This is a genomic window from Microbulbifer maximicatervae (SeqCode) (assembly GCF_052468095.1).
The window spans coordinates 1,595,584-1,621,733 of record NZ_CP174332.1; the positions used below are offsets into that span (position 1 = coordinate 1,595,584).

General features: G+C 49.7%; 10 protein-coding genes. 9 read left to right on the forward strand and 1 reads right to left on the reverse strand.

Annotation, left to right across the window (positions count from 1 at the left end):
- Positions 1-10: 10 nt before the first annotated feature.
- From ACJJIL_RS06935 to ACJJIL_RS06975, 9 genes are all read left to right on the forward strand, one after another.
- Positions 11-595, forward strand: a complete 585-nt coding sequence (locus ACJJIL_RS06935) for a tetratricopeptide repeat protein (protein ID WP_445361506.1) — start codon at positions 11-13, stop codon at positions 593-595.
- On the forward strand, positions 592-912 hold the full coding sequence (locus ACJJIL_RS06940) for a hypothetical protein (protein ID WP_445361507.1): 321 nt from the start codon (positions 592-594) through the stop codon (positions 910-912). The genes ACJJIL_RS06935 and ACJJIL_RS06940 overlap by 4 nt, the downstream gene beginning before the upstream one ends.
- Positions 913-981: 69 nt before the next feature.
- The gene (locus ACJJIL_RS06945; protein ID WP_413662566.1) at positions 982-1,713 is read left to right on the forward strand and encodes a MotA/TolQ/ExbB proton channel family protein; all 732 of its coding nucleotides are present in this window, start codon (positions 982-984) and stop codon (positions 1,711-1,713) included.
- Entirely contained in the window at positions 1,713-2,303 is a 591-nt protein-coding gene (locus ACJJIL_RS06950; RefSeq protein WP_445361508.1) for an ExbD/TolR family protein, read from the forward strand. Before ACJJIL_RS06945 ends, ACJJIL_RS06950 begins: the two co-directional genes overlap by 1 nt.
- Positions 2,300-2,839 carry an ExbD/TolR family protein gene (locus tag ACJJIL_RS06955; protein WP_445361509.1) on the forward strand — a complete coding sequence of 180 codons (540 nt, stop codon included), beginning with the start codon at positions 2,300-2,302 and terminating at the stop codon, positions 2,837-2,839. The genes ACJJIL_RS06950 and ACJJIL_RS06955 overlap by 4 nt, the downstream gene beginning before the upstream one ends.
- A 9-nt stretch (positions 2,840-2,848) precedes the next feature.
- Positions 2,849-4,228 (forward strand): AgmX/PglI C-terminal domain-containing protein, encoded by a 1,380-nt coding sequence (locus ACJJIL_RS06960; protein ID WP_445361510.1) that lies wholly within the window; start codon positions 2,849-2,851, stop codon positions 4,226-4,228.
- A 305-nt stretch (positions 4,229-4,533) separates the two neighbouring features.
- Complete coding sequence (locus tag ACJJIL_RS06965) at positions 4,534-17,586, forward strand: isopeptide-forming domain-containing fimbrial protein (protein WP_445361511.1); 13,053 nt, start codon at positions 4,534-4,536, stop codon at positions 17,584-17,586.
- Entirely contained in the window at positions 17,586-22,778 is a 5,193-nt protein-coding gene (locus ACJJIL_RS06970) for an OmpA family protein (RefSeq protein ID WP_445361512.1), read from the forward strand. Before ACJJIL_RS06965 ends, ACJJIL_RS06970 begins: the two co-directional genes overlap by 1 nt.
- 325 nt (positions 22,779-23,103) lie before the next feature.
- Positions 23,104-24,468 carry an MFS transporter gene (locus tag ACJJIL_RS06975; RefSeq protein WP_445361513.1) on the forward strand — a complete coding sequence of 455 codons (1,365 nt, stop codon included), beginning with the start codon at positions 23,104-23,106 and terminating at the stop codon, positions 24,466-24,468.
- A gap of 452 nt (positions 24,469-24,920) precedes the next feature.
- Here ACJJIL_RS06975 and ACJJIL_RS06980 read toward each other — a convergent pair whose 3' ends face one another.
- Positions 24,921-26,147, reverse strand: coding sequence for a hypothetical protein (locus ACJJIL_RS06980; protein ID WP_445361514.1), 1,227 nt, complete (start codon positions 26,145-26,147; stop codon positions 24,921-24,923).
- Between the last annotated feature and the right edge of the window lie 3 nt (positions 26,148-26,150).

The following is a 26,150-nucleotide window of genomic DNA, read 5'->3' on the forward strand; positions in this document are numbered from 1 at the left end:
GTGGAAAGTTATGCAAAAACAAATGCGTTTGTTTTTTTTGGTGGGCCTAGCCTTGCTGTTAGCAGCTTGCGCCAGCACCCAAACCAAGTCTGGAAAAATCTCTGATTATTCTTCGGTGCGGGTATCGGGCAGTGTGAGTCGGGACTTTGAGCGATCCCTGGAATATCTTGCCGAGCAGGATTATGCGGGTGCTATTGAACTTCTGCAGTCAGTGGTGGAGCGCGAGCAGCGCCTTCCGGCACCCTATATCAATCTGGGTATTGCCCACTACAAAAGTGGCAATGAGGCAAAAGCGGAAGAGGCTTTTTTAAAGGCATTGGCGCTGGACGAAAAGCATCCGGTGGCAACTAATGAACTGGCCGTTCTCTACCGAAAGCAAGGGCGCTTTGCCGAGGCGCGAAAAATATATGTGAATGCTTTGGCAGAAAATCCAGAATATCTACCTTTGATAAAAAACCTGGGCATATTGTGTGATCTGTATCTGCAAGATCTCCAGTGTGCTCTGGCACAATTCGAACAATATGTTCAATTGGAACCAGAGGACCAGGATGTCTCTATCTGGTTAGCTGATATTCAACGGAGGGCTGGCAGGTGATTAAGTTGCGTTGGGCTTTGCCGTTCGCGGTCAGCTTTATGGTTTTTCCTTATGCCTTGGCTCAGTCTGAGGGAGAGGAGAAAAAAGAATCCACCGATAAAAAGGTGGATTCAAAAATTAAGGAGTTGTCGGGTATTTCTATTATCGGTAACAAGGAAGCCCCTAAGTCTCTCTATATTGTCCCCTGGAAAAGTTCCGAAGTGGGTGTCGAAAGCGACCTTGTCTCCAGCTTGATGGACGACAAACTCAAACCGCTCGACAAGGAAGTTTTCATGCGTGAGTTGGAGTTCTACCAGCTCAGCCTGTCCGGCGATTAACGCCATATTGATTCTGGCTGTCGCCGGAGTAGCACCAAGTTTTAGCTGTATTTCTCAAGAGGGTTTGTAATGGACTTTTTCAATAACGTCATCGAGTTTTTCCAGACGGGCGGTACTTTCATGTACCCGATCCTCGTGGTTGCCGCACTGGGTGGTGCAGTGGCTATCGAGCGCTTTATCCGACTGCATTTGGAGCGCCGCAGCAACCGCAATATGTGGGATAAGCTGCAGCCGGTATTAGCTTCAGGAGACTTCGATCGCGCCCGCAACCTGGTAAAACAGGACGAATCCAGTGTGAGCAAATTATTGTCTATGGGGCTGGCCCGGCAGGGGGCTGTTCGCCGTCGTGAAGATATCGAAATCGCGATGGAAGAGAGCATGATGGAGATTACTCCACAGCTGGAAAAACGCACCCCTTACGTCGCTTTGTTTTCCAATATCGCAACTTTGCTCGGGCTTCTGGGAACCATTATGGGGCTGATCGAAGCCTTTACGGCGGTAGCCAATGCCAATCCGGCAGAAAAAGCAGACCTGCTCTCCGCCAGTATTTCCGTGGCGATGAACACCACCGCTTTCGGTCTGATGACTGGTATCCCGTTGTTGATCGTCCACGCACTACTGAACTCACTCACCGGTGAAATTATCGATAGCCTGGAGATGGTCTCTGTAAAAGCATCCAACCTGATTGATGGTGCAACCCGTCGCCGCTTTGAAGTGGAGCCCGCAAAATCCAAGCCGTCTAGTGAAAAAACTGCCCCAGCTAAAACCAATCCAGTAGCACAGCAAGCGGAAACTGCGTGATGAGAAGGCGGCGCCACGGGCGGGATAAAGAAGCTCCTGAGCTGGATATCACTGCTTTCTTGAATTTGATGGTGGTATTGGTGCCTTTTCTATTGGTATCGGCGGTATTTTCGCGGGTGACAATTCTCGAACTGAATATGCCGAGTGGTGCCGGTGGTGGAGCACCGGATGATCCCACGGTTACGGTGGAGGTGGTTGTGCGAGAGCAAGCCGTGGAAATCAGTGATGGTGAAAAGGTTATCGCTCGCTTCCCCAACCTGAATATCGAGGGTGAGGGTGAAAATGCTCTGGTTGAAGCTCCCATTGGGGCAGATACCACAGAGGTTGAGGCTCTTGCTGTGCTGCCCACAGCAGAAGTGTATGACCTTAAAAAGCTCACGCAGTTTTTGTTGGAAGTTAAGGCCAGTTATCCGGAAAAAACTGATTCCATCATCCTGATGGAGCCCACAATCGCCTATGAGCATTTGGTGGGCATTATGGATACTGTGCGCGGAGCTGAAGTACGGGTTGAGGGGAGTGATCCCAGTGATCTGGATGCGGTGGAAAAGGTGGTTTTATTTCCTGATATTTCCATAGGAGATGCGCCATGAGAAATGAAAGCCGACGCATGAAGCGTATGGCGCGAAGCCATAAGCGCAAGAAAACCTCAGGTATGAACCTGACTTCCCTGATGGATGTTTTTACGATACTGGTGTTTTTCCTGCTGACTAATACCTCCAGCAATGAAGCGCTGGAGCCTCCCAAGGTAATTACCTTGCCGGACTCAGTGGTGGAGACCAAGCCCCGGGAAACGGTGACCCTGATGGTTACCAATGATGAAATCCTGGTGGAGTCCAACTCGATAATTGCCACCTCCGAAGTGTTGGAAAGCGAGGAAACCATTATTGCGGCCATTAAGGAAGCCATGGTTGCGGAGCTGGCCAAGGCAATTGGAGTTGCACAGGCCTCGGCAGATTCAGGTGAGGGTGATGTCGAGGGGGAGCAGGATCCAGAACCACCGGAGGTCAATATTCTCGCGGACAGAGGCATTCCGTTCAGTTTGCTGAAAAAGGTGATGTCCAGCTGTACAGACGCTGGCTATACCAAAGTTTCACTGGCGGTTATTCAGAAAGCATCTCAGGGTTAATGGAAGTTTGTGAGTAATTTTCTTCAACAACAGCGGGCGGTAGGTGAGGCGCTTGAGGCGGTTCACTATCGCATGCAGCTGCTCGAGGATGAGCGGCACCAGATCGAAGAGAAGCTGGCTGAATTACAGGACCAGGGGTCCAAGTACCAGTTGCTCGACGAGATTTCCGAACGCCTGCGCAAGCTTGAAGAAGCGGGCGCGGGAGAAATGTTCTGGGCGGAAGATTATCGGGAGAATGCTTCTGCGCAGGTTATCGAGCGGATCGGCCAGTCGACGCGTAGTTTTAACCAGAGCCTGGACCAGCTGCGCGAAGAGCGCAGTGCTTTACAGAACAGCATAAGCGAGTGCCAGGAAGAGGTCTTTGCGCTGGATGAGCGCGCGGATGAGCTGCGCCGCGAGGAGGAAGAGTCAAAGTTCGAGTTCGAGATAACACGGGAATTCGAACAGCCCAAGTTCCGCCCTATGGTGATGCCATGGCACAAGCAGGGCGAGGACGAAAAGCGTTTTCGCCGCTGTGTCTTTGCCTCACTGTTTATCGCCGCCCTGCTGGGCTACCTGATTCCTCTGTATACGGTGCCCCAGCCCGAGTCTCAAATAGTGGAAATTCCCGAGCGTTTGGCCAAGCTGGTTATTGAGAAGAAAACCAAGCCCAAGCCACCGCCGGAGCCAGAAAAGGCCAAGCCTAAGAAAGAGGAGAAAAAGCCAGAGAAGAAGCCTGAGCAGAAGGTAGCCAAGCAGGACCCGAAACCCTCCAAGGCGGAGAAAAAGCAGGCGCGTAAAAAAGCTGAGCGATCCGGTGTTCTCGCCTTTAAGGATAACTTCCAGGACCTGATACAGGATGATCTGGATAACCGCCTCGGCCAGCAAACCCAGCTGAGTACAGCCGGTAAAAAAGAGAACCGCAGTCAGCGCTCACTGATCACTGCAGCATCTACCGCGGGAAGTGGTGGTATCAATACGGCAGAGTTGAGTCGCAATGTGGGTGGATCTGGTTCGGACTTGGGTGGCGTTGCCTTTGCACGAGTTGAGAGTTCTATCGGTACTGAGGGTGACTTTGCTGGTGAGGACCGTCCTCTCAGTGATGGTGCTGGTCCGTCGCGGACAGATGAGGAAATCCAGATTGTTTTCGATCGCTACAAGGCCACCTTGTACCGTATCTACAATCGTGAGCTGCGTAATAATCCCGCGCTGCAAGGTAAGATGGTGTTGAAGATTACTATTGAACCCAGCGGATCGGTTTCTGCCGTGAGTGTAGATTCCAGTGATGTGGATTCTCCGTCACTCAATGCGAAAATTGTGGCTAGGGTCAAACGATTTAACTTTGGTGAAAAGGCCGGAGTGCCGACTATTACCATCCTTTATCCGATTGACTTCTTCCCGCCAACCTAGACTGATAATTGGCCGGAACCCGCTGAATAGTGGGTTCCGGTCGTTTCAAACTGATGAAATTTTCGTCATACCTGTTCAGTTATTATTTGTCCGTTCTGGACAAAAATTTTCCCTTACTGAGGGTCCGCCTGAGAACCACTTGGCAATCCCTACAAAAGTTCCACTTGTCAGCTGGCTAATTATGACTTGTTTCACGGCTACCTAAGTGGGTTGTAATTAAAGTTCGCCCACCGTGGAGTGTCTGGTGTAAATGCCCGATTTATCTCCAAACATCTGTATTAGAAAGTGGCGGCCGTTAAGTGATAATGAAGTCGGAAGTAGTTGAGCGAAAATTCTCCAAGTACGCATTTATTGGACTTCTTTTGTCTTTTTGGGGGGCATTGCTGTCTGCGCCACAGGCTTTGGCTGATCACAACTGTCCCTCTAGTCCAGATAACCCTTCGAGCTTCAATATTGTAGATCATCGATCCAGTAATAGCTGGTGTACTTTGTGTGGTGACGGGCAAGTTACGATAGAGATTGATGTGCCCAGTATTTACAGTGGTATTTTTGGCAGCACCCAACATATTGAAAATATAGTTGTCACTGAAGATTTGGGTAGCTCGGACCTGGAATACGTCCCTAACTCAACCACGGTCAGTAGTGGTACTGTCCTTGGCGAGCCGACAATTAGTGGCACCACCATTACCTGGGATCAAAATGATTTGTCGGCGCTCGCAGCGCGCAATGAAAATAGCACCATGACAATTACATTTGAGGTGCGCAGTAAGAGTAATGAGGAAGAAGAGCTGGTTGGTAACAATCGAACTCTTACTGCAACAGCGCAATTTGATTATTGTACTTTTCCGACAACGACTGACAATGACAGCTTTGTCCTGACCCTTCGCGAACCTCTTCCATCAATTGATAAGCGTGGACGCAATGTCGATGCAGCTCAGACTAACTTTACCAGTAATGTATATGGAAATATCGAGGATGATGTAGTTTGGCGTATCCGTATCAGTAACTCCGGTGCTGCTGATATGGAGGATGTACGCTTCGATGATTTGATGACTAACCCAAATATGGACATCAATTATGCGTGTCCTAGCCAAAATACAGCTCTAGCTGTTGCGAATAATAATGGCGTTGCGCCCTCTGGCAGTAGTTGTATATCCGCCAGCAATACCGTCAATGACTTTGAGCTGAGCGGTAATTTTGCAAGTGGCCCAGGTAATATTGATGTCGAGGCAGGTGGAAGTCACGATATCTACTTGGTGGGTAAGGTTAATAGTTCTTGTAGTAATGGTACCAACACTGTTTCTGATGTGGAGTGGGGATGTGAAATAGATGGGGATACCGGTACCGGTGGAATTTCCAGCCCTTCCTCTACCAGTGGACCAGGCTCAGATACCTCTGAGATGCGCACACTCGTAGATGATGATTTGACGATTACCCAGGCAATTACTGGTACAAATTTAAACCAACCTTTGGGCGCTGCTGGCTTTGTAACTATCACCATTAACAATCGGACGGGTGGTTCGGTAAAAGATATACAATTTGTCAGTGATCTGCCCGATGAATATGTCGTGGATACCACCTACACGCCACAGATTATTCAGATCGACCGAGGCGAAGATAATCACGGAGCAACTTACAGCTCGACCTTTTATGGGATGGTCGACACCCTTGAGTGGCGAGTGGGATCAACTTGGAATCAATGGGACCCCAGCCCACTAAACAACAATGAGCCAGAATTTCGTTTGTTGAGTAGCGGAAGCCACCCAGTTTATTCCGATCAGGAAAACATGATGCGTCATGGTGACCTGGTTCAAATTCGTTTCCGCATAGTCACTACTGAGCCAGATTTTTACGATCTAGAAGCAGACCTGGATGTAGAGGAAGAGTCCTCTACCAGTAACACTGACCCCAATAGCAATATTGCTATCGGTAACAATGTTTTGTCGATTGATTATGAGGACTTCTGCTCTACAACTACCACACCGACCCAAGTGGAGTCTCAATCGGTTACGCCCGATCCTGAAGACCTGGATGTTAGTACTGTTCACCCCCTCTATATTGTTCGCGATAGTGGCACTTCGGAACTAACAGTGGATATCACCAATAATGGTGGCCACGATGCAAATGATTATTCAGTGTATGTCACCTTCGGTGAGGCGATGAGAGTACTGTCTAACGACCGCAGCTGTACGGCGTTGGGCAATCCCAATGTGGGCACTGTACCTCAGCACCCTGTATGGAACCAGCCGGATTACTTGCCAGATTCCTCAACAGTGTATCGCTGTGACAGTGGTGATCTTGGTGGTGAAATTGGACCCGGTGATACAGAGCGGGTGATTTTTGTGGTTGAAAAGAATCACTCGGCCACCGATGACGACCTGACTTTTCGCGCTGATGTGGTCGGTGAGATCACTCTGAATGATGGTACACCTCTGTACTTTCCGAGCCCAGCCGTAATTACCGAGACAACACCAAGTTTGCAGCTGGCCAACAATTACACCCTTGATGGTATGCGCGCGCGGGTAATGGGTTTTAACCTGGTCAAGGACCGTTCCGATGAATGTACCGAGCTGACCAGTGAAACTGCTTTCCCTAATAGCAGTGTATTGATTGGTGAAGAGTGTAGTTTTGAAATTCAAGCCGGTGGTTGGTTTGGATTCGATACACCGGGATTTACTTTGATTGAAGTGAAGGACATTGATGTTATCGATGACCTTCCCGACGGCCAGGGCTATATTGCGGATTCACCGCTAAATTGTTCAGATGTCAGCCTTCCTGATCCCACCTCCCAGGCAAATTGTGTGGTTATTTCGAGCAGTGATATTGTCGAGGGCGGTGGTCTGAATAACTCTCTGAGTGAGACAGATTTACAGTGGGATATTACTACCAATATTACAGCGAAAGATCGCTGGTTCCTTGCGGATATGACAACCCGCTTGTTGAATGACCCAGTGGATACAGAAAACACTGATCCGAATCAACACGCAAATGACAGTATCGATTACGCTCGCGCCCAGTTTACTGCGGTTTTTGATACTGAAACGATTATCGTAGATAACTACAATACCAGTGGAACCCTGACCAATATTGATGGTGTTCCAACCACGGTTCCCGGTTTCCCAGATATCACCGAGTGGTCGGAATCTGTCACTGTTACTGAACCCTCGATAGAAGTCGATAAAAAAGTCTGTAATGAAAATCTCTACGGCACTGGAACAAGCTGTAGCAATTTTGTGGATTTTACCGATGAAGGGCACCGGGACCAGACTTATATCTTCCGTCTCACGGTGACTAATCGGGCTGCGGATAGCGGTGTTGATCGCGCTCCCGCATACGATGTTGTCGTAACTGATACCCTGGATTCTTCCGGCCAGATGTGTGTGCAGGCAATGGATTCCGATAGCCTGGATAACGATGCTGATGGCAGTTCGGAAACTGTCAGTGGCGACGATGGCTTGGTGGGAATTACCTCTGGTGCAAATAACTATTCGGAAGCTACTCACTGTAGTGATGGTGGCACTCCGGCTATTATTACTTTTTCCTATGAGCATTCCACTGCCCTTGAGCGAATTAACCCGGGCGACTCTGTAACCCTGTATTACCGTGTGAAACCACACCAGTCAGTGGCACCACTGCAGCTGTTTACCAATACATTCTTCGCTCGCTATGACAGCTTGGAAGGCAATTTCGGTAATCAGACTTCTCCGCAAATTGACAGTGACACGGACAATGATGGTGTCGGTGATGGTACTCCTGCAGCCGGTCGGGCGCGCCACTACCAGTCCGACGATGCCGAAGCGCAGATGAGGATTATTGAAGTACAGGCAGAGCCGAAGAAAGCCCTTGAGTTCTCCAACGGCACGGCCAGTGGAACCAGCAGTGACACAGCGGTTGTCGGTGAAGAGGTACGTTACGAACTGACAGCACAGATTCCCGCAGCGAAACTGAGAGACTTTGTGATTCGTGATGAATTGCCGGCAGGTATGCGATGTATCGAAGGGGAGACCATCGATTTAAGTGCCTCCCCTTACGATGCCGCTGGATTTGTACCGGGAGGTACTTTTAATGCTACCTGTACCAGCACGGGTACTGCAGATTACGTTGAGTGGGATTTTGGTGATCAGGAACTCACCACCGTAGCCGGTAGCCTGTTTGATTTTCCGGTAGAGTTCATTGCCCGTATTGAAAACAGCAGTAATACCAGTGACGGTGATGTTTTGGGTAATGGCGGCAGCTATACCACTGCGCAAGTTACCTATGTGGATGAGTCCGGTGCTGCGGTGGCGGTGCCATTTGATGCCCATGAAATAACAGTACTCGAGCCACAAATACAGCTGACCAAATCCTTTGCTGTTACCAATAGTGATGCTGACGATATTTTGACAGTCACGGTTACAGCAGAAAATATTGGCAGTGCAGATGCCTACAACTTGCAGGTGCTCGACGATCTCACCGGTAGCAATCTTATTTACCTGGGAAATGTGGGCGGTAACGATCCACCCAATAATGTCGATGTCACTACGGTGGGCACAAATGCTCCCATCTTTAGCTGGAATCGCAGTAATAGCGATTACACTATTGCGGTTGGCATTACAAAAATATTCACTTTTGAAGTCCAGGTAGAGCAGGGCGTTGAGCCCCATGAAATCCTGGACAACACCATTGAGGCCCGCTGGCAATCCCTACCTGGTATAGATGTTGCCCTTAATAGTGGCAACTCTATTGGCATTGATGGTGCCGCTGACGGCATGCGTATTGGTGTTTTGCCTAATGTCGGCGATCCCATCAACGATTATGAAACCACTGCCAGCGCCCAGACCGAAGTGCCGTCATTAGCAATGACTAAAACGGATTTGGACACCTCAGTAGTTCCCACCATCGGTGCCCATAAAAAATTCCAACTGGAGATTAGTTTACCGGAAGGTATCAGTGAAAATGTAGTTATCACTGATCAGCTGGGTAGCCCTGAGGGTTATGTACTCTCTCATAATACTGACTACGATATCACTTACGATTTTGTCGGTATTGAAACTATTAATGGCAGTGCGCCATCTGAATCGGCCTTTAACAGTTTTCCGGGGGATAATACTTCCGGAAATGCTACCTGGGATATCGGCACCGTCGATACCAGCAGTGAAAATGACACGGCCGGAAGCACAATTGCTCCGCTGATTCGAATTACCTATTTTGCCCGCATCGAAAATGATCTCGCCACTAATGATGGTGACAATCGCCAAAATAATGCCGCGCTTACTTACAGCAATGGGGAAAGTGGCAGCACAGAAAATATCAACGACAGCACAACCAGTGTAACGGTAGTAGAGCCGTTACTCGAGATTAATAAGACAGTGAGTAATGCCACCAATCCCGGCAATCTGCCGGTGGGTGGTGATGTGCTGGAATATGTTATTACCGTGGTGCATGATGCAGGCTCTACTGCCGCAGCTTATGAGCTGAATTTAGTCGATACGCTGCCTTCAGAGTTGACCTTTGACAGCAGCTTTACACCCACCGCAGAAATAGGCGGTACCGCAGTATCCGGCTTTGTTGCCACACCAGCGGCAGCTCCAGCAGGTCCACTCGTATGGGGTCGTGACAACGGCGATAACAGTCTGGATTTAGCGTTGGGTCAAACTCTGGTGCTCACCTACCGAACCCAGGTTACAGGCGTTTTTGGCTCGCCTATCAGCAACAGTGTGATGCTGGACTGGACTTCCCTGGACGATGGCAGTATCAATGACCTGGCCTATGAGCGCGACGGTGCTGGATGCCCCAGTATTTCCGCACCTGATGATTACTGTGTTGGTCCTGCAGAAGCCAGTATCAATACGGTAGACAATACCAGCATTACAAAAGCAGTAATTGCCGACACAGATACCGCAACTGCAGTGGGCACCCTACGTGTTGGCGATACTGTCACTTACCAGCTCACCTTGAATTTACAGGCGGGAACAACACCTGCAGTAACTATTGATGATTCGCTGCCCAGTGGCTTGGAGTTTGACACTGTTGTCAGCGTAAATGGGGACACAGCTGCTCCCTACAGCGATAGTCTGAATGACTTTACCTATTCAGCGATTTCGGTTCCCAGTGCCGGTGATACTGGCACGGTGACCTGGGATCTGGGAGATATCACCAGTAATTTCGGTAATACCAATAACTTTGTTATTGAGTACACCGCTAAAGTAGTGGCGGGTTCGGGAATCACCGCGCCTACCGCAACCCTGACCAATACGGCCCAGCTAAATTACACCGGTGCCGCCAGTACCTTGCAGGACAGCGCCGATATTACTGTACTGCAACCGGTGATCGACAATCTCAACAAGACCGATGCTACCTGGCCCAGTTCCCATATGAATGTGGACCCGGCCAACGATATTATGCAGTTTACCCTGCAGGCCTGTAACTCGGGTCTTGCCCCCGCCTACAACCTATCGCTAACTGACGATTTAGCGACGCAAATGGATGGGAGTTCCATTGCCAATCTCCAGGTGAGCCTCGACGGTGCTCTACTGACACAGGGAGCAGACTACACCTACAGTGGGCCGGCAACACGCGGTGATGATATGGGCTTCGATTTCCAGGTACCGGTTGAAGCGGGTACCTGTTTGGAAATCAGTTACGAGATCGGTTTCTATACAGATATTAGTGGCGGTGAAAGCTGGGTTAACACTTTTACCGTCGATGAATTCTGGTCGCTGGAAGCTAGCAATGGCGAACAGTACTCTGCAGTTACTTTGGGCACTCCCTATCCTATGGGCACTGTTGCGACCAGTGTGACTGCTCCACAAAAAACACTGCAAACAGCGACTACTGCTGCTGTCGGTGACGAGGTCGTATACCAGATACAGGTCCCCGGTAGCGGCACCACCTCGGCCATTTACGATATTGAAATTTCCGATGTATTAGACCCCAGCTTAGAGCTGGTGCAATTGCAGGAAATTAATGGGCTTACCTACACCGATAATACCAGTGGCAATAATATCGATCTGGCAATCGATATTATCCCAGCCGGTACCGTGGCAATTTTTGAAGTTCGCGCCCGGGTTGCCAACAATGCCACAGCCCAGGCCGGTCACAGCTTTGAAAATGTGGTGACTTATTCTTATGCCGCGACTGATGGCGGCACTTCTCAGTCCGGAGGCACCGGCACTGCAGCGACACTCACCATCGTCGAGCCAGAGATAAGTGCAATTGCCTCTGTCGCAAATCAAACCAATCCCGGTAACGATCCGGATGCGGGCGATGTACTGCGTTTTACCTTGGACCTCAGTGCTGCGGGTGATGCGGAAAATTCTCCAGCTTACGATCTTTCGGTTAATGAGTTGTTATCCCTGGGGCTTGAGTTTGTACCGGGCACCGTGACTTTTTCCGGAGCCTCCCAGGCAGATCCCACCGTAACTGGTGACGGAATTACTACTGCGCAAAACCTGGTTTGGGATCGGGCCAATAGTGATCTGGATATCGCCGCAGGTGATAACAGTGAACTGGTCTTCGATGTGGTTGTACTCGATAGCGTACAGCCGGCGGCGGCGCTGTCCGCAACTGCCAGTGTGGAATGGACCAGTCTCGATGAAGATAACAGCAGTATTTATGAACGTAACGGTGCTGATGGTAGCGGTGGCCTGAATGATTACTTACTGGAAAATATTGCTGCTCAGCTAGATGCTGCCAATGACAGCACAATTAGCAAAATTCGTTCAGATGACAGCTATGGTAGCGCTGATGAGCAATTGCGAGTGGGCGACTTGGTTGAATACCAGATTACCCTCTCCCTACCAGAGGGCACGGCCTCCAATGGGCTTATTGTCGATACTTTGCCCCAGGGATTGGTGTTTGTAAGCACTCTTTCAATTAATGGCCAGACTTCAGCACCATTTACGGCTGCGTCGCCCTTTACCCACACCGATATTGCAGAGCCAGTGCAGTCTGGTGATCCTTCTACTGGTGCCACTACGGTTACCTGGAGCATTCCCGACTTGGTCAATACGGGTGATAACGATACCAGCAACGATGAATTTGTTGTGCGTTACCTTGTTCGGGTTCTCAATGAGGATTCCCACCCCTGGCCGGCAGCGAATACTGCTCTGATCAATACCGCAGAGTTTGGTTTTGATGCTGCCACAGGAGCTGAAACCCGCAGTGACAGTGAAACACTGGATCTGTTACAGCCGGACCTCGCCGTAGCTATTAGCTCAACTCCCGCAGATGGCAGCACGCTTTCCGCCGGCGATACGATTGAATATACCGTTACGATAACCAACAACGGTTCTTCACCAGCCTATGATCCGGTATTCCGCGATGTGATTCCTTTAGGTCTGCGCCAAGGAGGAGTCAGTGTCCAGTCCCTCACGGTAAATGGTGCCGCAGCAACAGTGGTTGCGCCTACTTTCGATAGTAGTAATGGTGAAGCCGTTTGGGATTTTGCCGCAGGTACGGGTTACGGAATCAACGCTGGTGAGTCCATGGAAATGGTATATCGCGTTGAAGCGGATTCTAATTTAGGGGCTGGACTTAGTCTGCAAAATGCGGCCTATGTTGAAGTTTATTATTCGCTTGATGATAACGATTTGCCGTCTCTGAATTCCGTGGCGGTCACTGACGATTTACGTGAGGATTATGGCCCGACTTCTCCGGTGAGTGTCCAATTTAATACTCCCAATGCCGCGCCACTGTTGATTGAAGTTACCCAATTAACAGCTTCCATTGGCGAGCCGTTTAACTATCGCATTACCATCCCGGAAACGGTGCAGACCACGGCGCTTCACGATGTCACTGTGCTGATGGATCTGACTACGTCTGCTGCGGATCTGGAATTTGTCAGCGCCAGTAAAGTATCTGGCAGTGCATCTTTCACTCCGGAAAATAACGGCAGCTCCACCAGTCTCAGTATTGCAGATAGCACTAACGGAATTGATGTGCCCGCCGGCGAGCAAGTCGTTATTGATGTAACACTGCGACTGCTGGAAATGGACCCGCCGAATGTGGACGGTTTGAATTTTGCCGCCAGTGCCAGCTACAGCTACAACTACGATAATGATAATTCCTCTGCGGGGCAGGGTGCGGGTAGCGGCAATACTACGGCGGACATGACGGTAGTAGAGCCCACGGCTATTACCCTGACTAAAACTGGCCCCACCAGTGTTCAGTCCGGTGTAGGCGGTACCTTTACTTTAGATTTGCACAATACCGGTACGGGCCCGGCCTGGGATATTAGTGTTACCGATATTTTGCCGGATAATAATCCCGGTGGAATGTGTGAAACGGCCCCGGCCAATTTCACCGCGCAAATTACTGACAGCGCTGGCACTACGACGGCCACCCTGACAGAAGGTTCCGACTTTAGCGCGGTATTCGATAACGATAGCTGCACCCTCACAGTTACCTCCATTGGTTCAGTGGCAATGCTGGATGCGGATTACCATCTGCTGATTGGTTACGATGCCTATTTGGATGCCGACACTGTCGATGGGGATACGCTGACAAATATTGCTGGTGTTACTCAGTGGCACAGCTGGGATAGCAGCCTCACTGAAGTTCGCCAGTACACCCGTGCGGCGCCCACCGATGGCACTCCCGGTGTGCTGGATCATGAGGACGCTTATTCGATTAGCGCCTCTGTGCCGAAAGTGACTTTCTACAAAGCAGTGGAAAATATCAGCCGTGGAGAAAACCCGGCCACTGCAGCCAGTCCCACGGAAGTTTTACGTTACACATTGACACTGACCAATACGAGTGGTGTTGATGTGAGCGGAGTCGAGATTACCGATGACCTGGGTCGATTAAATAATTCTGCACTGTTTGAATCGGGCACTTTACAGTTGGTAAGTGCTCCGACTGGCAGTGACAGCAGTGCTATCGATGCCTCTGCCGGTACCTGGAATAGTGGCTATCTGGAGGTCAGTAATCTGGATCTTACGGCGAGCGGTACCACGGGAGATTCTATCCAGATTGTTTATGAAGTTACCCTGGCAGCAGTTATTGATAGTGGGACCCAAGTCTTCAACCAGGCCCAGGTTCAGCTTCCCGGGCAATTACTGCAAGACAGTGATGATCCCAACATCAACGGCACCGATGATCCGGATACGGCGGGTGATGAAGATCCCACAGAAGTACTGATTGAGTCAGAGCCATTACTGGTGGTAGAAAAAACGTCGGCAGATATGACTGATGATGCAGATCTGCTGATGGTTGGGGATACCCTGCGATATACCATTACCGCGGAAAATGCCGGTAATGAGAATTCGATCAATGCCCTGATATTGGATCAGATCCCATCTAATACAACTTATGTCAGTGGCTCTACCACCCTGAATGGCTCCACATTGTCTGATGTCAGCGGCACCTCTCCTCTGGCTGCAGGTATGAGCATTAATACCGATGGTGAAGCCGATGGTTTTATCGGCGCAACGGCCAATGGCGCACCTGCAGTGGTCATCACCTTTGATGTCACCATTAATGACGTTAATGATGGCACCGTTATTTCAAACCAAGCGTTTGTAAATGGTGAAGGTGCGGGTAGCGGTACTTTTGATGAAGTGCCCTCCGATGATCCGAATACCGATGCTCCCAATGATCCCACGATCGATATTGTTGGCGATGTACCCCTGTTAATTGCCCACAAGACTGTGGAGATTGCCGAAGACTATATTTCCGCAGGAATTGTCGATCCGGGTGATGTACTTCGCTATACCATCGCAATCACCAATATGGGTGGTGTAGATGCTCTCGAAGTGGCGCTTACCGACCAGGTACCAAATGACACTACTTATGTTGCTGGCACCACCACTTTAAATGGTGAAGTGGTCGCGGATAACGGTGGTGGTAATTCACAGTTGGATTCTGCCCTACCGGTTTCATCCGATGACCTGACTCCGCCGCTACCAGGAGCCAATGAAGGCATTATTACCTCGGGTCAAACTGCCACTGTCACATTTGAGGTAATGGTGAATGCTGGCACCCCGACAGGCACAGTTATCAGTAACCAGGGTAGTGTCGAAGCAGATGAGTTGGCACTTACCCTGACCGATGCAGATGGCAACCCAGCCAACGGTGCACAGCCAACTGACGTTGTCGTGGGTGATGCCCAGTTGCTCTCCATTGTGAAAGAAGTTGCGGTTGTCGGTGGCGGTGCCGCAGAAGCGGGTGCGGTATTGGAATACCTGGTAACCGTCGAAAATATCAGCGGTGTCCCAGCAACTTATATTGAGATCACCGATGACCTGGCTATAGCCGGAGATGGAGTTCTTACCTATATCGCTGATTCGGCCATGCTCAACGGGCAGACCGATGGAATAACGGTTGTCGACACGCTAATCACTGCAGACTACGCCACAACTTACGGTGATTTGGAACCGGGAGAGATGGTTACTCTGCGTTTCCAGGCGCAGATGTCAGAAAACCTGGATTATGGTTTTACTGTAGTAAATACCGCAGAAGTACAGTGGAATGATCCGGCTTCCAGCGCTCAGGCCAGTGTTGCCATTGACGTTGGCGGTACCCCGGGCATTGCCAACCTGGCTGGTTATCTGTGGCACGATGTGAATTTCAATGATGCCTTGGATACGGATGAGAGCCTGTTGCTTAATTGGGCGGTAGACCTGTATTTCAATGACGAATTGATGGAAACAGTTCAGTCTGATGAAAATGGTTACTTCCAGTTCCAGGGGCTCGTACCGAACAGCTATGGTGGCCTTAGCTATGAAATGCGTTACACCGCACCAGATGCTACTGAAAGTACAGCTTCATTGGGTAACTCTGTTTCTGATTTCACCAACGGCCCGCAGTCCATTAGTGAAATTTATGTAGATTCGGGAGCGAACCCGCAGGACTTGAATTTGCCTCTAACACCCAATGGCGTGGTTTACGATTCAGTAACCCGCTCCGCCATTGAGGGTGCCACCCTCACTATGTTGAGGGTGAGTTCCGGTCAGGAATTGCCTGCGCGTTGTTTTGATGATGAGAAACAACAAGGGCAGGTAACCCAGTCTGGGGGTTACTACAAGTTTGATATCAACTTCAGCGATGCAGCCTGTCCATCCAACGCGGATTACCTGATTCAGGTGGATATCGCGGATGAGGATTATGTGGGTGGTGAATCACTGGTAATTCCTTCTCAGACAAACAGCGAAACTGCCGGTTTTGATGTGGCTGGTTGCCTGGGCAGCAACGCCGATATGGTTCCTGCGACCGCAAATCACTGTGAGGTGCAAGAATCGTTCTCTCACCCCTCTCTTGATGTCGAGGCGCGGGATGCGGCAACGGACTACTACCTGCGAATGACTTTGGATGATGGTCAGATTCCAGGGGAAAGCCAGCTGTTCAACAATCATGTCGCCATGGACCCGGAGTTGGAGGGAGCGCTTTCTATCACCAAAACCGCGGCCATGCTCAACGTAACCCGCAGTCAGTTGGTTCCTTACACCATCACTTTTGGCAATACACTGCCAATTCCACTGACAGATCTACAGCTAGTCGATTACTTCCCGGCAGGCTTCAAATATGTCGCGGGCTCGGCGCGCCTTGATGGAGAAGCGGTTGAGCCTGAAAGCGAAGGCCTGCAATTGAGGTGGTCAGATCTGCGCGTGGAAGCGGAAGAAACCCGTGTATTGAAACTGCTATTGGTTGTGGGTTCCGGTGTGGGCGAGGGCAAATATGTGAACCGCGCCCGTATGTTTAATCAGCTCTCTGGACAGGCAGCCTCTGGTGAGGCCTCAGCCACTGTGCGCGTGGTGCCCGATCCCACCTTCGACTGTACCGATGTTATCGGCAAAGTGTTTGACGATAAAAATATGAATGGCTACCAGGATGAAGGAGAGGGTGGTTTACCGGGTGCTCGAGTGGTGACTGCTACCGGCCTGAATGCGACAGCGGACTCCCACGGTCGATTCCATATTACCTGCGCAGTGGTGCCGAATGGGGATCGAGGTTCCAATTTTGTGCTCAAGCTCGACGATCGCAGCTTGCCAAGCGGGTATCGTCTCACCACTGAAAACCCGCGTGTGCTGCGAGCCACCCGAGGCAAGATGCTGAAGTTCAACTTTGGAGCCAGCTTGCACCGGGTAGTGCGCCTGGATATTGCCGAAGCGGTATTTGAACCGGGCACAACAGAATTGCGCCCGCAATGGCATTCCCGAATGGATTTATTGTTGGAAAAACTCAGTGAAGCTCCCTCTGTTTTACGCCTTGCCTATCTTGGGGAGAATGAAGATCCGGATCTGGTGGACGAGCGTCTGCAGGCAATTAAAGATCAGGTCGCCCAGGACTGGGAGAGCCGTGAAGGTGACTACGATTTGACCATAGAAACTGAAGTTTTCTGGCGCCGTGGAGCGCCTCCTGGTAAAGGAGGTTTGGAGTGATGTCCTTTGCAAAACGGAATCGTGATCAGCGAGCTTGCTCGATAAATACTGCCGCGAAGACGACCCGCTTTTTCCCCCGGCGGGACTGCCGTCTCGCCACTGCGATCGCGTTGGCATTGACACTTCCAGCGCAGGCCCAGGAAGCGGGTGCGCAAGTAGATGAGCCTAGTTGGTGGCAGGTCTGGCAAAATATTCCAAGCCTGAGTTCTGAAGAAAGTGGAGCTCAATCCGAACTCGAAGAGCAGTCGATAGGCAGTAATACTGAAGGTATGCTGCTGCGCGCACCTACAAATCAATGGTTGCAGGATGCAACTCAATTTGTTGCACCGTTGGACCCGATTGTGGTGGAAGATTTTATCGACCCAATCCTGTTCTATGGCGTTGAGGATGAAATACCTCTGGAGGCAGTGGAGTTACTGCGCCAGAGCTTGAATGACTTGGGTGAGACGCCCAATTTTAAGTTGCACTTTATTGGCCATACAGATTCCGATCCCCTTACCGGGGAACAGGTAGCAGACTTTGCCAGCAAAGAAGAATTTACTTTGGCACGGGCCCAGTTCGTGGCGGACTTCCTTCAAGAGGCCCTTGAACTGCCTGAGCAAATGATTGTTGTTGAAGGGCGAGGGGATATAGAACCCACAGCGGATAATATTACTACCGCAGGTCGTGAAGAGAATCGTCGAGTACAGGTAAAAGTAACCTATGACGCCCTGGATGAAAAAGCCATGGCGGACCGTGCCCGTGCGGAAGCATTGTTGCTCAACCGGGTGAAAGTATGCCGCCAGGAAACGGTATGTAGGCTTACTTATGCCGCAGGCAGTGAACAGCGGGCACGCCTTAGAAACCTGGTGACGCCACTGAGGATGGAGCCCGGGCAAATAGAATTGCCGGAAGCCTTTATTCGCCGTATCCGCGAGGTTCGATCCAACCTTGCGGATAAAAACAATCTGGTTATTCACTTTATTGGTCATACCGACGCCCGCCCCCTGGACGTGAGTGAAAATCCGGAAGCCCAACAGAGTGCTTATCAGGAGCGATCCTATAGCGAAGCCCGCCGTGTCGCTCAGGCCCTGGGTTCTGCACTGAATTTGCCTGCGGCCATGGTCACGAGCAGTGGCAAGGGGGCAAGTCAACCAATAGCGGCCAACGATACGCCGAAAGGCCGAGCCCTCAACCGTCGCGTAGAAGTGGAATTTTGGTATGACGACCCATTGGAAGTCGCTACAGATTCTGTTCAGGCCTGTCCGGAAGCTGCCGCTGCGGAAACTCTCACCATTGCCTATGAATCTGCCGCTGGAAAACTGTCGCCGATTCGTTTTGATAATGGCGATCCGATTATCAGTCAGGCACAGCTGACACAAATACGTGCGGCCATGGCTGAAATTTCCAATAAAGCGAATGTTCGTCTGAGCTTTATTGGCTACAGCGATAACCAGCGTATGGATCGCCGCGAAGCGATGGTTTACGGCGATGACCAGGGACTGTCCGGTGCCCGCGCTCAGCGCGCTATGGCACAGGTACAGGAGTTGCTCAACCTCGAAGATAGCCAGGTGGAATTTGAAGGGCGCGGCTACGTCCAGTCCGCAGATGTAGTGAGCAATGGCTTTGAGCAGCGGGATGGCGCCAGGGTTGAGGTCGAAATCCTGTACGATGAACTGGCAATTCTCACTGAAAGTGATCGCTTGGAAATCGAGCGCATTAATCGTGAAGCCATAGCCAATAATCCCTATGCACTTAACTTGATGCGTATTACTGTCGACGGCAGCCCGGAATACGACCCCTATAAAAACTCGGCGGACTTACAGCGCTGTACTGATGTGGCCTTGCAAGAAGCGAATATTCAATTTCGCTTCGACAATAAAAAAATGCAACCGCGCCTGAATGTGACAGCGTGGCCCAACACCATCCGTTACGCAGATAACCCGGATACCGATCTGGCAGAGAACCGGGTATTTTTCAGTAGCTATACCAACTATCCCTCTTTTATTAAAAGTACCGAAGTGCGATTGTTCGAAGAGGGACAGTCTCTGCGCGATACACCTCTGGCAATTGTACCGCTGGATCACTTTGGCAAAGGGGAATGGCATGCAGAATTTTCTGAATTCCAGGCGCCTCTAAAAAAATTACACTACGTACTGCGTGCCTATGACAACAAGGGCCGCTATGACGAGACTACGGAACAGACCCTGTGGTTGGTAGATCAAATTGAAGAGTCTGCAGAAAATGAAGATATCGGTAGGGAATTATTAGTAGGCTACGGCGAGAACCGCTTAGCACAGCGGAACATCCCTCTGGATGGTAACAGTGTATTGGTCAATGGCACTCAGGTGCCGCCCGGGCACACCGTATGGTTAGCGGGCAATCCGGTACCGGTCGATAGTCAAGGCCAGTTTATCGCCGAGCAAATTTTTGAGCCGGGCATGCATACGGTTGAAGTGGCGATACTTGATGATGAGGGTAATGGTGAACTTTTCCTGCGGGATTTGGATTTTGCCAAAAACGACTGGTTTACTGTAGGGATTGCCGACCTTACCGTGGGCTACGATAAAACCAATGGCCCCGCAGCCCTGGTTACCGGTGACGAAACTCACTATGACAATTCAGTAAGTTACGATGGCCGTCTGGGGTTTTACACCAACGGCGGTTTCGGGGAAGGCTGGCGCCTGTCGGCCAGTGCAGATACCGAAGAGGGCCCGGTAGAGGATCTGTTTTCCAACTTTATGGAAAAGTCTCCCGATGCCTTGTTCCGCCGTCTGGATAGTGATTTGTATTACCCGACGTTTGGCGATGATTCCACCGTAGTTGAAGACGCCCCAACGTCAGGCAAATTTTATGTGAAATTGTCTAAGTACGATGATTACGGTCTCTGGGGTAATTTCAAAGCCAACTACGCCGATAATGAGCTGGCCCAAATTGACCGAACGCTCTACGGCGGTAGTGGCCACTTTGAAACGGACGCGATGACCAGCTTTGGTGAGAAGCGCTTTCAAATAGATGCCTTTGGAGCAGAGCCGGGAACCATTGCCGGGCGCGATGAGTATCGTGGAACCGGCGGCTCCCTGTATTACCTCCGCCACCAGGACATTTCCAGTGGCTCGGAAAGTTTACGGGTAGAAGTCCGGGATAAAGATTCCGGGTTGGTGCTCGCAGTTAAGACCCTTACCGCAGTAGTTGATTACGACATCGACTATATCCAAGGGCGTATCCTGCTTAACAGCCCCTTATCTTCCCTGGCAAATGATGAACTGCTCATTGAAGATGGCGCTTACAACGGCAATCCCCAATACCTGGTAGCACGCTACGAATACACACCAGGTTTTGAAGAAATGGATACCCTGGCTGTCGGTGGGCGTGCCCACTACTGGTTGGGCGATCACGTCAAATTGGGCCTCAGCAGTATTCAGCAAGATGAAGATGAGAATGAAAGTTCCTTGCAGGGTATTGACCTGACTTTGCGTAAAAGCGCCAGTAGTTGGGTAAAAATTGAAGTGGCCGACAGCGAGGGTAGCAATCTCGATAGCGTCAGTTCACTCGATGGCGGCTATACCTTTGATGACGAAAGCCTGGATTCCACGGTTGCTGCCAGTGCAACCAAAGTGGAAGGCGTTTTACAGCTGGGAGATTTCTTCGAGAGTTTGCGTGGCTCGGGTAATTTCTACCATCAAGAGCGTGAAGCGGGTTTTTCCGGTCCAGGCCAATTTGTGGATGGCGATACCATCCAATATGGCGGTGGCGTTAACCTGCCGATCGGCGAAAGTTTTGATGTAAGAATCAAAGCCGACACCAAAGAGGAAGAGCAGGGGTTGCAAACCAATGCCATGGACTTGATGCTCGGCTACCGTATCAATGATCACTGGCGACTCACCTCCGCAGTTCGCAATGATAGCCGTGAAGATGAATCCGAAGTTGTCGCCGCTACCCAGACAGAAGGGGATCGCACAGATGTTGCTGTCGAGGCGAGCTATGATTCCGGTGAGAGTTGGAGCGCCTTTGGTTTTGTTCAGAATACGATGGAAGTGACCGGTACCCGCGAAGAGAACAATCGCATCGGCCTTGGTGGCGCTTATCGGGTAAGTGACCGCCTGACCATGGACAGTGAAGTTTCCGGTGGTGATACCGGCACAGCTGCCCGACTCGGTACGGACTTTCTGGTGACTGACAGAACCAGCCTCTATATGAATTATGCGCTGGATAACGAGCGCAGCGATACCGGTGTGCGCGCACGCAAGGGCAATATGAGTACCGGCTTCCGCAGTCGCTATTCTGATACGCTAAATATTTACGGTGAGGAGCGCTACAGTCACGGTGATGTTTCCACTGGTCTGACCCACGCCCTGGGTATGGATCTGGCCCCCAATGACCGTTGGACCTATGGCACTACCCTGGAGGCGGGTACACTCGAAGACCCGGATACAGGAGCCAAGACCGAGCGCAATGCCATGGGCTTTAATCTGGGCTATGGTTTGGATGCTATACGCATCGCATCCGCGCTGGAATACCGTACGGATATATCGGAAACGGTATCGGGCGAAAATATTGTATCGGAAACTGAGCGCGATACCTGGCTATTAAAAAATACCTTCAACTACCAGTTCACTCCGGACTGGCGCTTGGTTGGCAAGCTCAACTATTCAGACAGCAAAAGTTCGGAAGGTGAATTCTACGATGGTAAATTTACCGAAGCGGTAATGGGTTATGCCTATCGCCCGGTGAATAACGACCGCCTGAATACCCTGATGAAGTACACCTATTTCTATAATGTGCCGACTCAGGATCAGGTTACGGTTGAAAATACCTCCACTGAATTTATCCAGAAGAGTCATATCTTTTCGATAGACGCCAGTTACGATCTCAATCGACAGTGGACCTTGGGTGGTAAGTACGCCTATCGTCTGGGTCAGCTGAGTATGGACACGGAAGACCCGGAGTTTTTCGATAGCCGTGCCAGCCTTTATGTACTGCGTGCCGACTGGCATTTTATCAAACGCTGGGACCTCCTCTTGGAAGCCCGTCTGCTCGATCTACCCGATGCCCAGGATAGCAAGAGCGGCGCCTTAATCGGCTTGTATCGCCATGTTGGCGATCACCTTAAGTTGGGGGTGGGCTACAACTTTACCGACTTCTCTGATGACCTCACCCAGCTGGACTATGACAGTCACGGGGTGTTTATTAATATTATTGGTAAGCTGTGATTTAATGGCCCGGTGCAAGCTGGGCCTTATTTCTTATCCCTTTCGTTTGAGCTTCAAACAATAATGTGAAGTTATTAAAACGGAAAAGAATCAGGTTGATTAATCCCACTATTTAACTCCACTTTTTAAGTAAAGAGTAAATGATGTTATTAGCTGTCACTAGACGGATTCAGTCAGTAAGCCTCCCAATCTACTTATCTACGTATCAATCGTCGCCAGATGCAATATATGGAGCTATACAAGCCATGAGACTCTTCCTCTGACCCCATGGACTAGAGTGTCACTAAGTAGGACCTTAGAGAGCTTGTATCGAAAAATGACAAAAATGAAGAGTATCTCAGAGGGGCAAATCTGGGGACTGTTTGTTCTCTTTTTATCAGTATTTTTGATCGCCAGTGATTTTACCGCCTTTTCACCAGCTCTCCCCGCTATCGCCAAAGACTTTTCCGTCCGCATATCATTCGTTCACTGGGTAGTGAATGCCTATGCCCTGGCCTATGGAGTCATTATTGTGACCAGTGGGCGTTTGGCGGATATCTATGGGCGTGAAACTGTTTTCTTAATTGGTGTTGGTATTTTTTCTTGCTCATCGCTATTGGGAGGGCTTGCGAGTGAGGTAGGGGTACTGTTAATCGCCAGGGTATTGATGGGGTTGGGAGGTGCATTAGCCTGGTCGGCAATGCTAGGGATGGCTTACACACTGTTGCCATCTGATCGCGCAGGATTTGTTGGGGGCTTTGTTTTGGCTGCATTAGGTGTGGCTACTGCTTGCGGGCCTGTTATTGGAGGAGTGTTGTCAGATTTTTTGAGCTGGCGCTGGATTTTATTTATAAATATCCCCATTGCTATCTTTGTGGTCGTTTTTTACGTATTGAAGTACCCGTCAGAGCAGTTTGAAAAAAAAGACGAACGAATTGATTACTTGGGCGTGTTAACTCTCTCCGTATCCCTTTTCCTGTTTTTGTTGGCTCTTGACTTAATGACTCAGACCGGTATTTCTCGACTCTTGGTTTTCTGTCTTCTGGCAATATCTTTATTGGCTGCGATAACTTTTGCTTTTGTTGAAGCTAGAATGGCAGATGATGCTCTTATTCCAGAGAGCTTGGTGAGAAATCGTGTGTTTATGGCATCAGGAGTTAGTGTGTTTTTTGTCGCTATCGCCTTCTTTGCAACCCTTGTCTATATCCCTTTGCTTTTTATTAGCGTGCATCATTATTCTGCATTTCAGGCCGGATTGGCTTTGTTGCCGGCTATGGTCTCTTCTGGCATTTTTGCATTTGTATCTGGAGCAATTCATGAGCGGTTTGGCCCCAAATTACTGCTCTGTTCAGGTGCTTTGGCGATGAGTCTGGGGCTTTTCATGCTTTCGGTTCACGGTAATCATATTGTCTACCCAGTCTTTGTACCGGGTATGTTATTGATTGGTAGTGGCTTGGGTATATTTAGCCCTGCCGCTGTGACCGCTGCAATTACCTCTGTGGATGCCTGTAAATCCAGTTTATCTGGTGCTGTTGTCTATATGTTCCGTTTTTTAGGTGGCGCTGTGGGTTTGGGGATCAATTCAGCCATATTGGCATCAGCGCCGGATATTGCTACCGGGATTAATCGAGCACTACTGGTAGATGGATTTATTGTTTTGATAGGTTTCTTGGTTTCACTAATTTTCTTCCAAGAAAAGAAGAAAAGGTAACTAATAGATATTTACTCCTTTCAGTTATACTGATTTCTCATTTCTCCTGAGGGATATGTCCTCCTTTCTCATACTTTCTAAATATTCATTGGCAAGTATAAGGCAAGCACTCAGAACTGCTTGTAAATGAATATCAGCGAAAACTATCTATATCTCGTGTAAGTTATTAGCAATTTAACTTCAGTTGTTTCTATGATGCTGTGCTGTTGGTAGCCGCCAGATCACTATCTACGTTAACGGGATATCGGATATGAGGCTGTCTTGGCTGTGTTCTTTCTCAGTAGCTCTGCCTGCTCAATGCCTTCATACTTGCCAATAACGGCAAGGAGGCATACCGGCTAAACCCCCTTGCGATACAGCATCTTGCGTCTGTCCATGTATGGTGAACAAACGTCAATGGACGAAATAAAAAGGCCGGCCTCTCGTTAAGCTCCCAGAGACCGGTCAGTGAATTATTGTAAGATAGTACCCATATTGCTGGTTCCTACTTGCGTCGCTGTTGCAGAGTTCCCAGATGTTGCCTGGGTAGTATCATGGGTGTTTGTTGTGCCCATTTGCATAATGTTGGCGGTATTCATCGTCATTGATTGGTTAATCGTAACCGTATTAGAATCTCCAATCTGTTCCACATCGGCAACCAGTAAATCTCCGAGCTGAAACAGCGTAGAGGAATTACTTAGGCCATCCTGTTCGATCTCAGCATCGTTGCTGTCACCAAATTGAAAGGCAAAAACCATATTGGTTGTACCCAGTTGTTCGGCAAAAAGGTTATTACCGAGGCCGTCCTGCTGTCCAAGATCAGCATCGTTTGAATCGCCATCCTGTATTAGCTCGGCAGTACCCCCGGTAGATGTAAATTGTGTTATGAGAGAGGTATTACCTGTCCCTAACTGGATTGTACTCTGAACATTCCCCGAGCCAATGGCGACCTGAAAAAAGGTAGCCATATTTGATGTTCCATCCTGAAATACAGTTGCCGTGCTAGAGGATTCGTTTGCCTGAGTACCGTCGACTTCATTGGATGTTCCAAGTTGGGTAACAACAATCCCATTCCCTGAACTGCTTGATTGAACAATTGAGCCGATATTAGAATCACCATTTTGGGTAATAGCGGCAGTATCGAGGGAGGAATTGAGTTGTGTTGTGGTGAACTGGTTGGAAGTGCCGATTTGTGTGGTTGTTGAAGTTACCGATGTGGTATTGGTTTGAGTGGCATCGAATAAATTAGTTTGACCGTTTTGCAGTACAGTAATTGTTGATGTAGTAGCATTATCTTGCTCAACCGTCGAAACCGTATTGTTGTCGCCTATTTGGGTACTGTTGATAACACTATTTGTAGAGTTGGTTACCTGTGATGTGGTTGATGAATTGTTGTCGCCGGTTTGAGTGAATATCGCGAAGTTGCCCGACGTGGTGGGGTCTGCTTGGTTGGCTGTTGCTGTATTCCCGGTGCCATTCTGATTGACAATCGTAGTATTGGCGACAGCATGCGTGCTGATTGCTAAAGCAAGTGCCGAAGCAATATAGGTGTAAGCTCTCATATCGACTTCCTTACAAATCAACATATTAATCTTTATCAAGCGGATTACCGCCTGCTTGTCGATTTGGGACTCTGCGGAATATCTGGTTAGGCAAAGACGGCTCTCAAATCCCTGGGTAATTACTTGAATTGTTCCCATCCA

Coding starts and splice junctions, on each gene's coding strand:
- ACJJIL_RS06935 (WP_445361506.1), top strand. CDS start 11: ATGCAAAAACAAATGCGTTTGTTTTTTTTGGTGGGCCTAGCCTTGCTG.
- ACJJIL_RS06945 (WP_413662566.1), top strand. CDS start 982: ATGGACTTTTTCAATAACGTCATCGAGTTTTTCCAGACGGGCGGTACT.
- ACJJIL_RS06950 (WP_445361508.1), top strand. CDS start 1,713: ATGAGAAGGCGGCGCCACGGGCGGGATAAAGAAGCTCCTGAGCTGGAT.
- ACJJIL_RS06955 (WP_445361509.1), top strand. CDS start 2,300: ATGAGAAATGAAAGCCGACGCATGAAGCGTATGGCGCGAAGCCATAAG.
- ACJJIL_RS06965 (WP_445361511.1), top strand. CDS start 4,534: ATGAAGTCGGAAGTAGTTGAGCGAAAATTCTCCAAGTACGCATTTATT.
- ACJJIL_RS06970 (WP_445361512.1), top strand. CDS start 17,586: ATGTCCTTTGCAAAACGGAATCGTGATCAGCGAGCTTGCTCGATAAAT.
- ACJJIL_RS06975 (WP_445361513.1), top strand. CDS start 23,104: ATGAAGAGTATCTCAGAGGGGCAAATCTGGGGACTGTTTGTTCTCTTT.
- ACJJIL_RS06980 (WP_445361514.1), bottom strand. CDS start 26,147: ATGGGAACAATTCAAGTAATTACCCAGGGATTTGAGAGCCGTCTTTGC.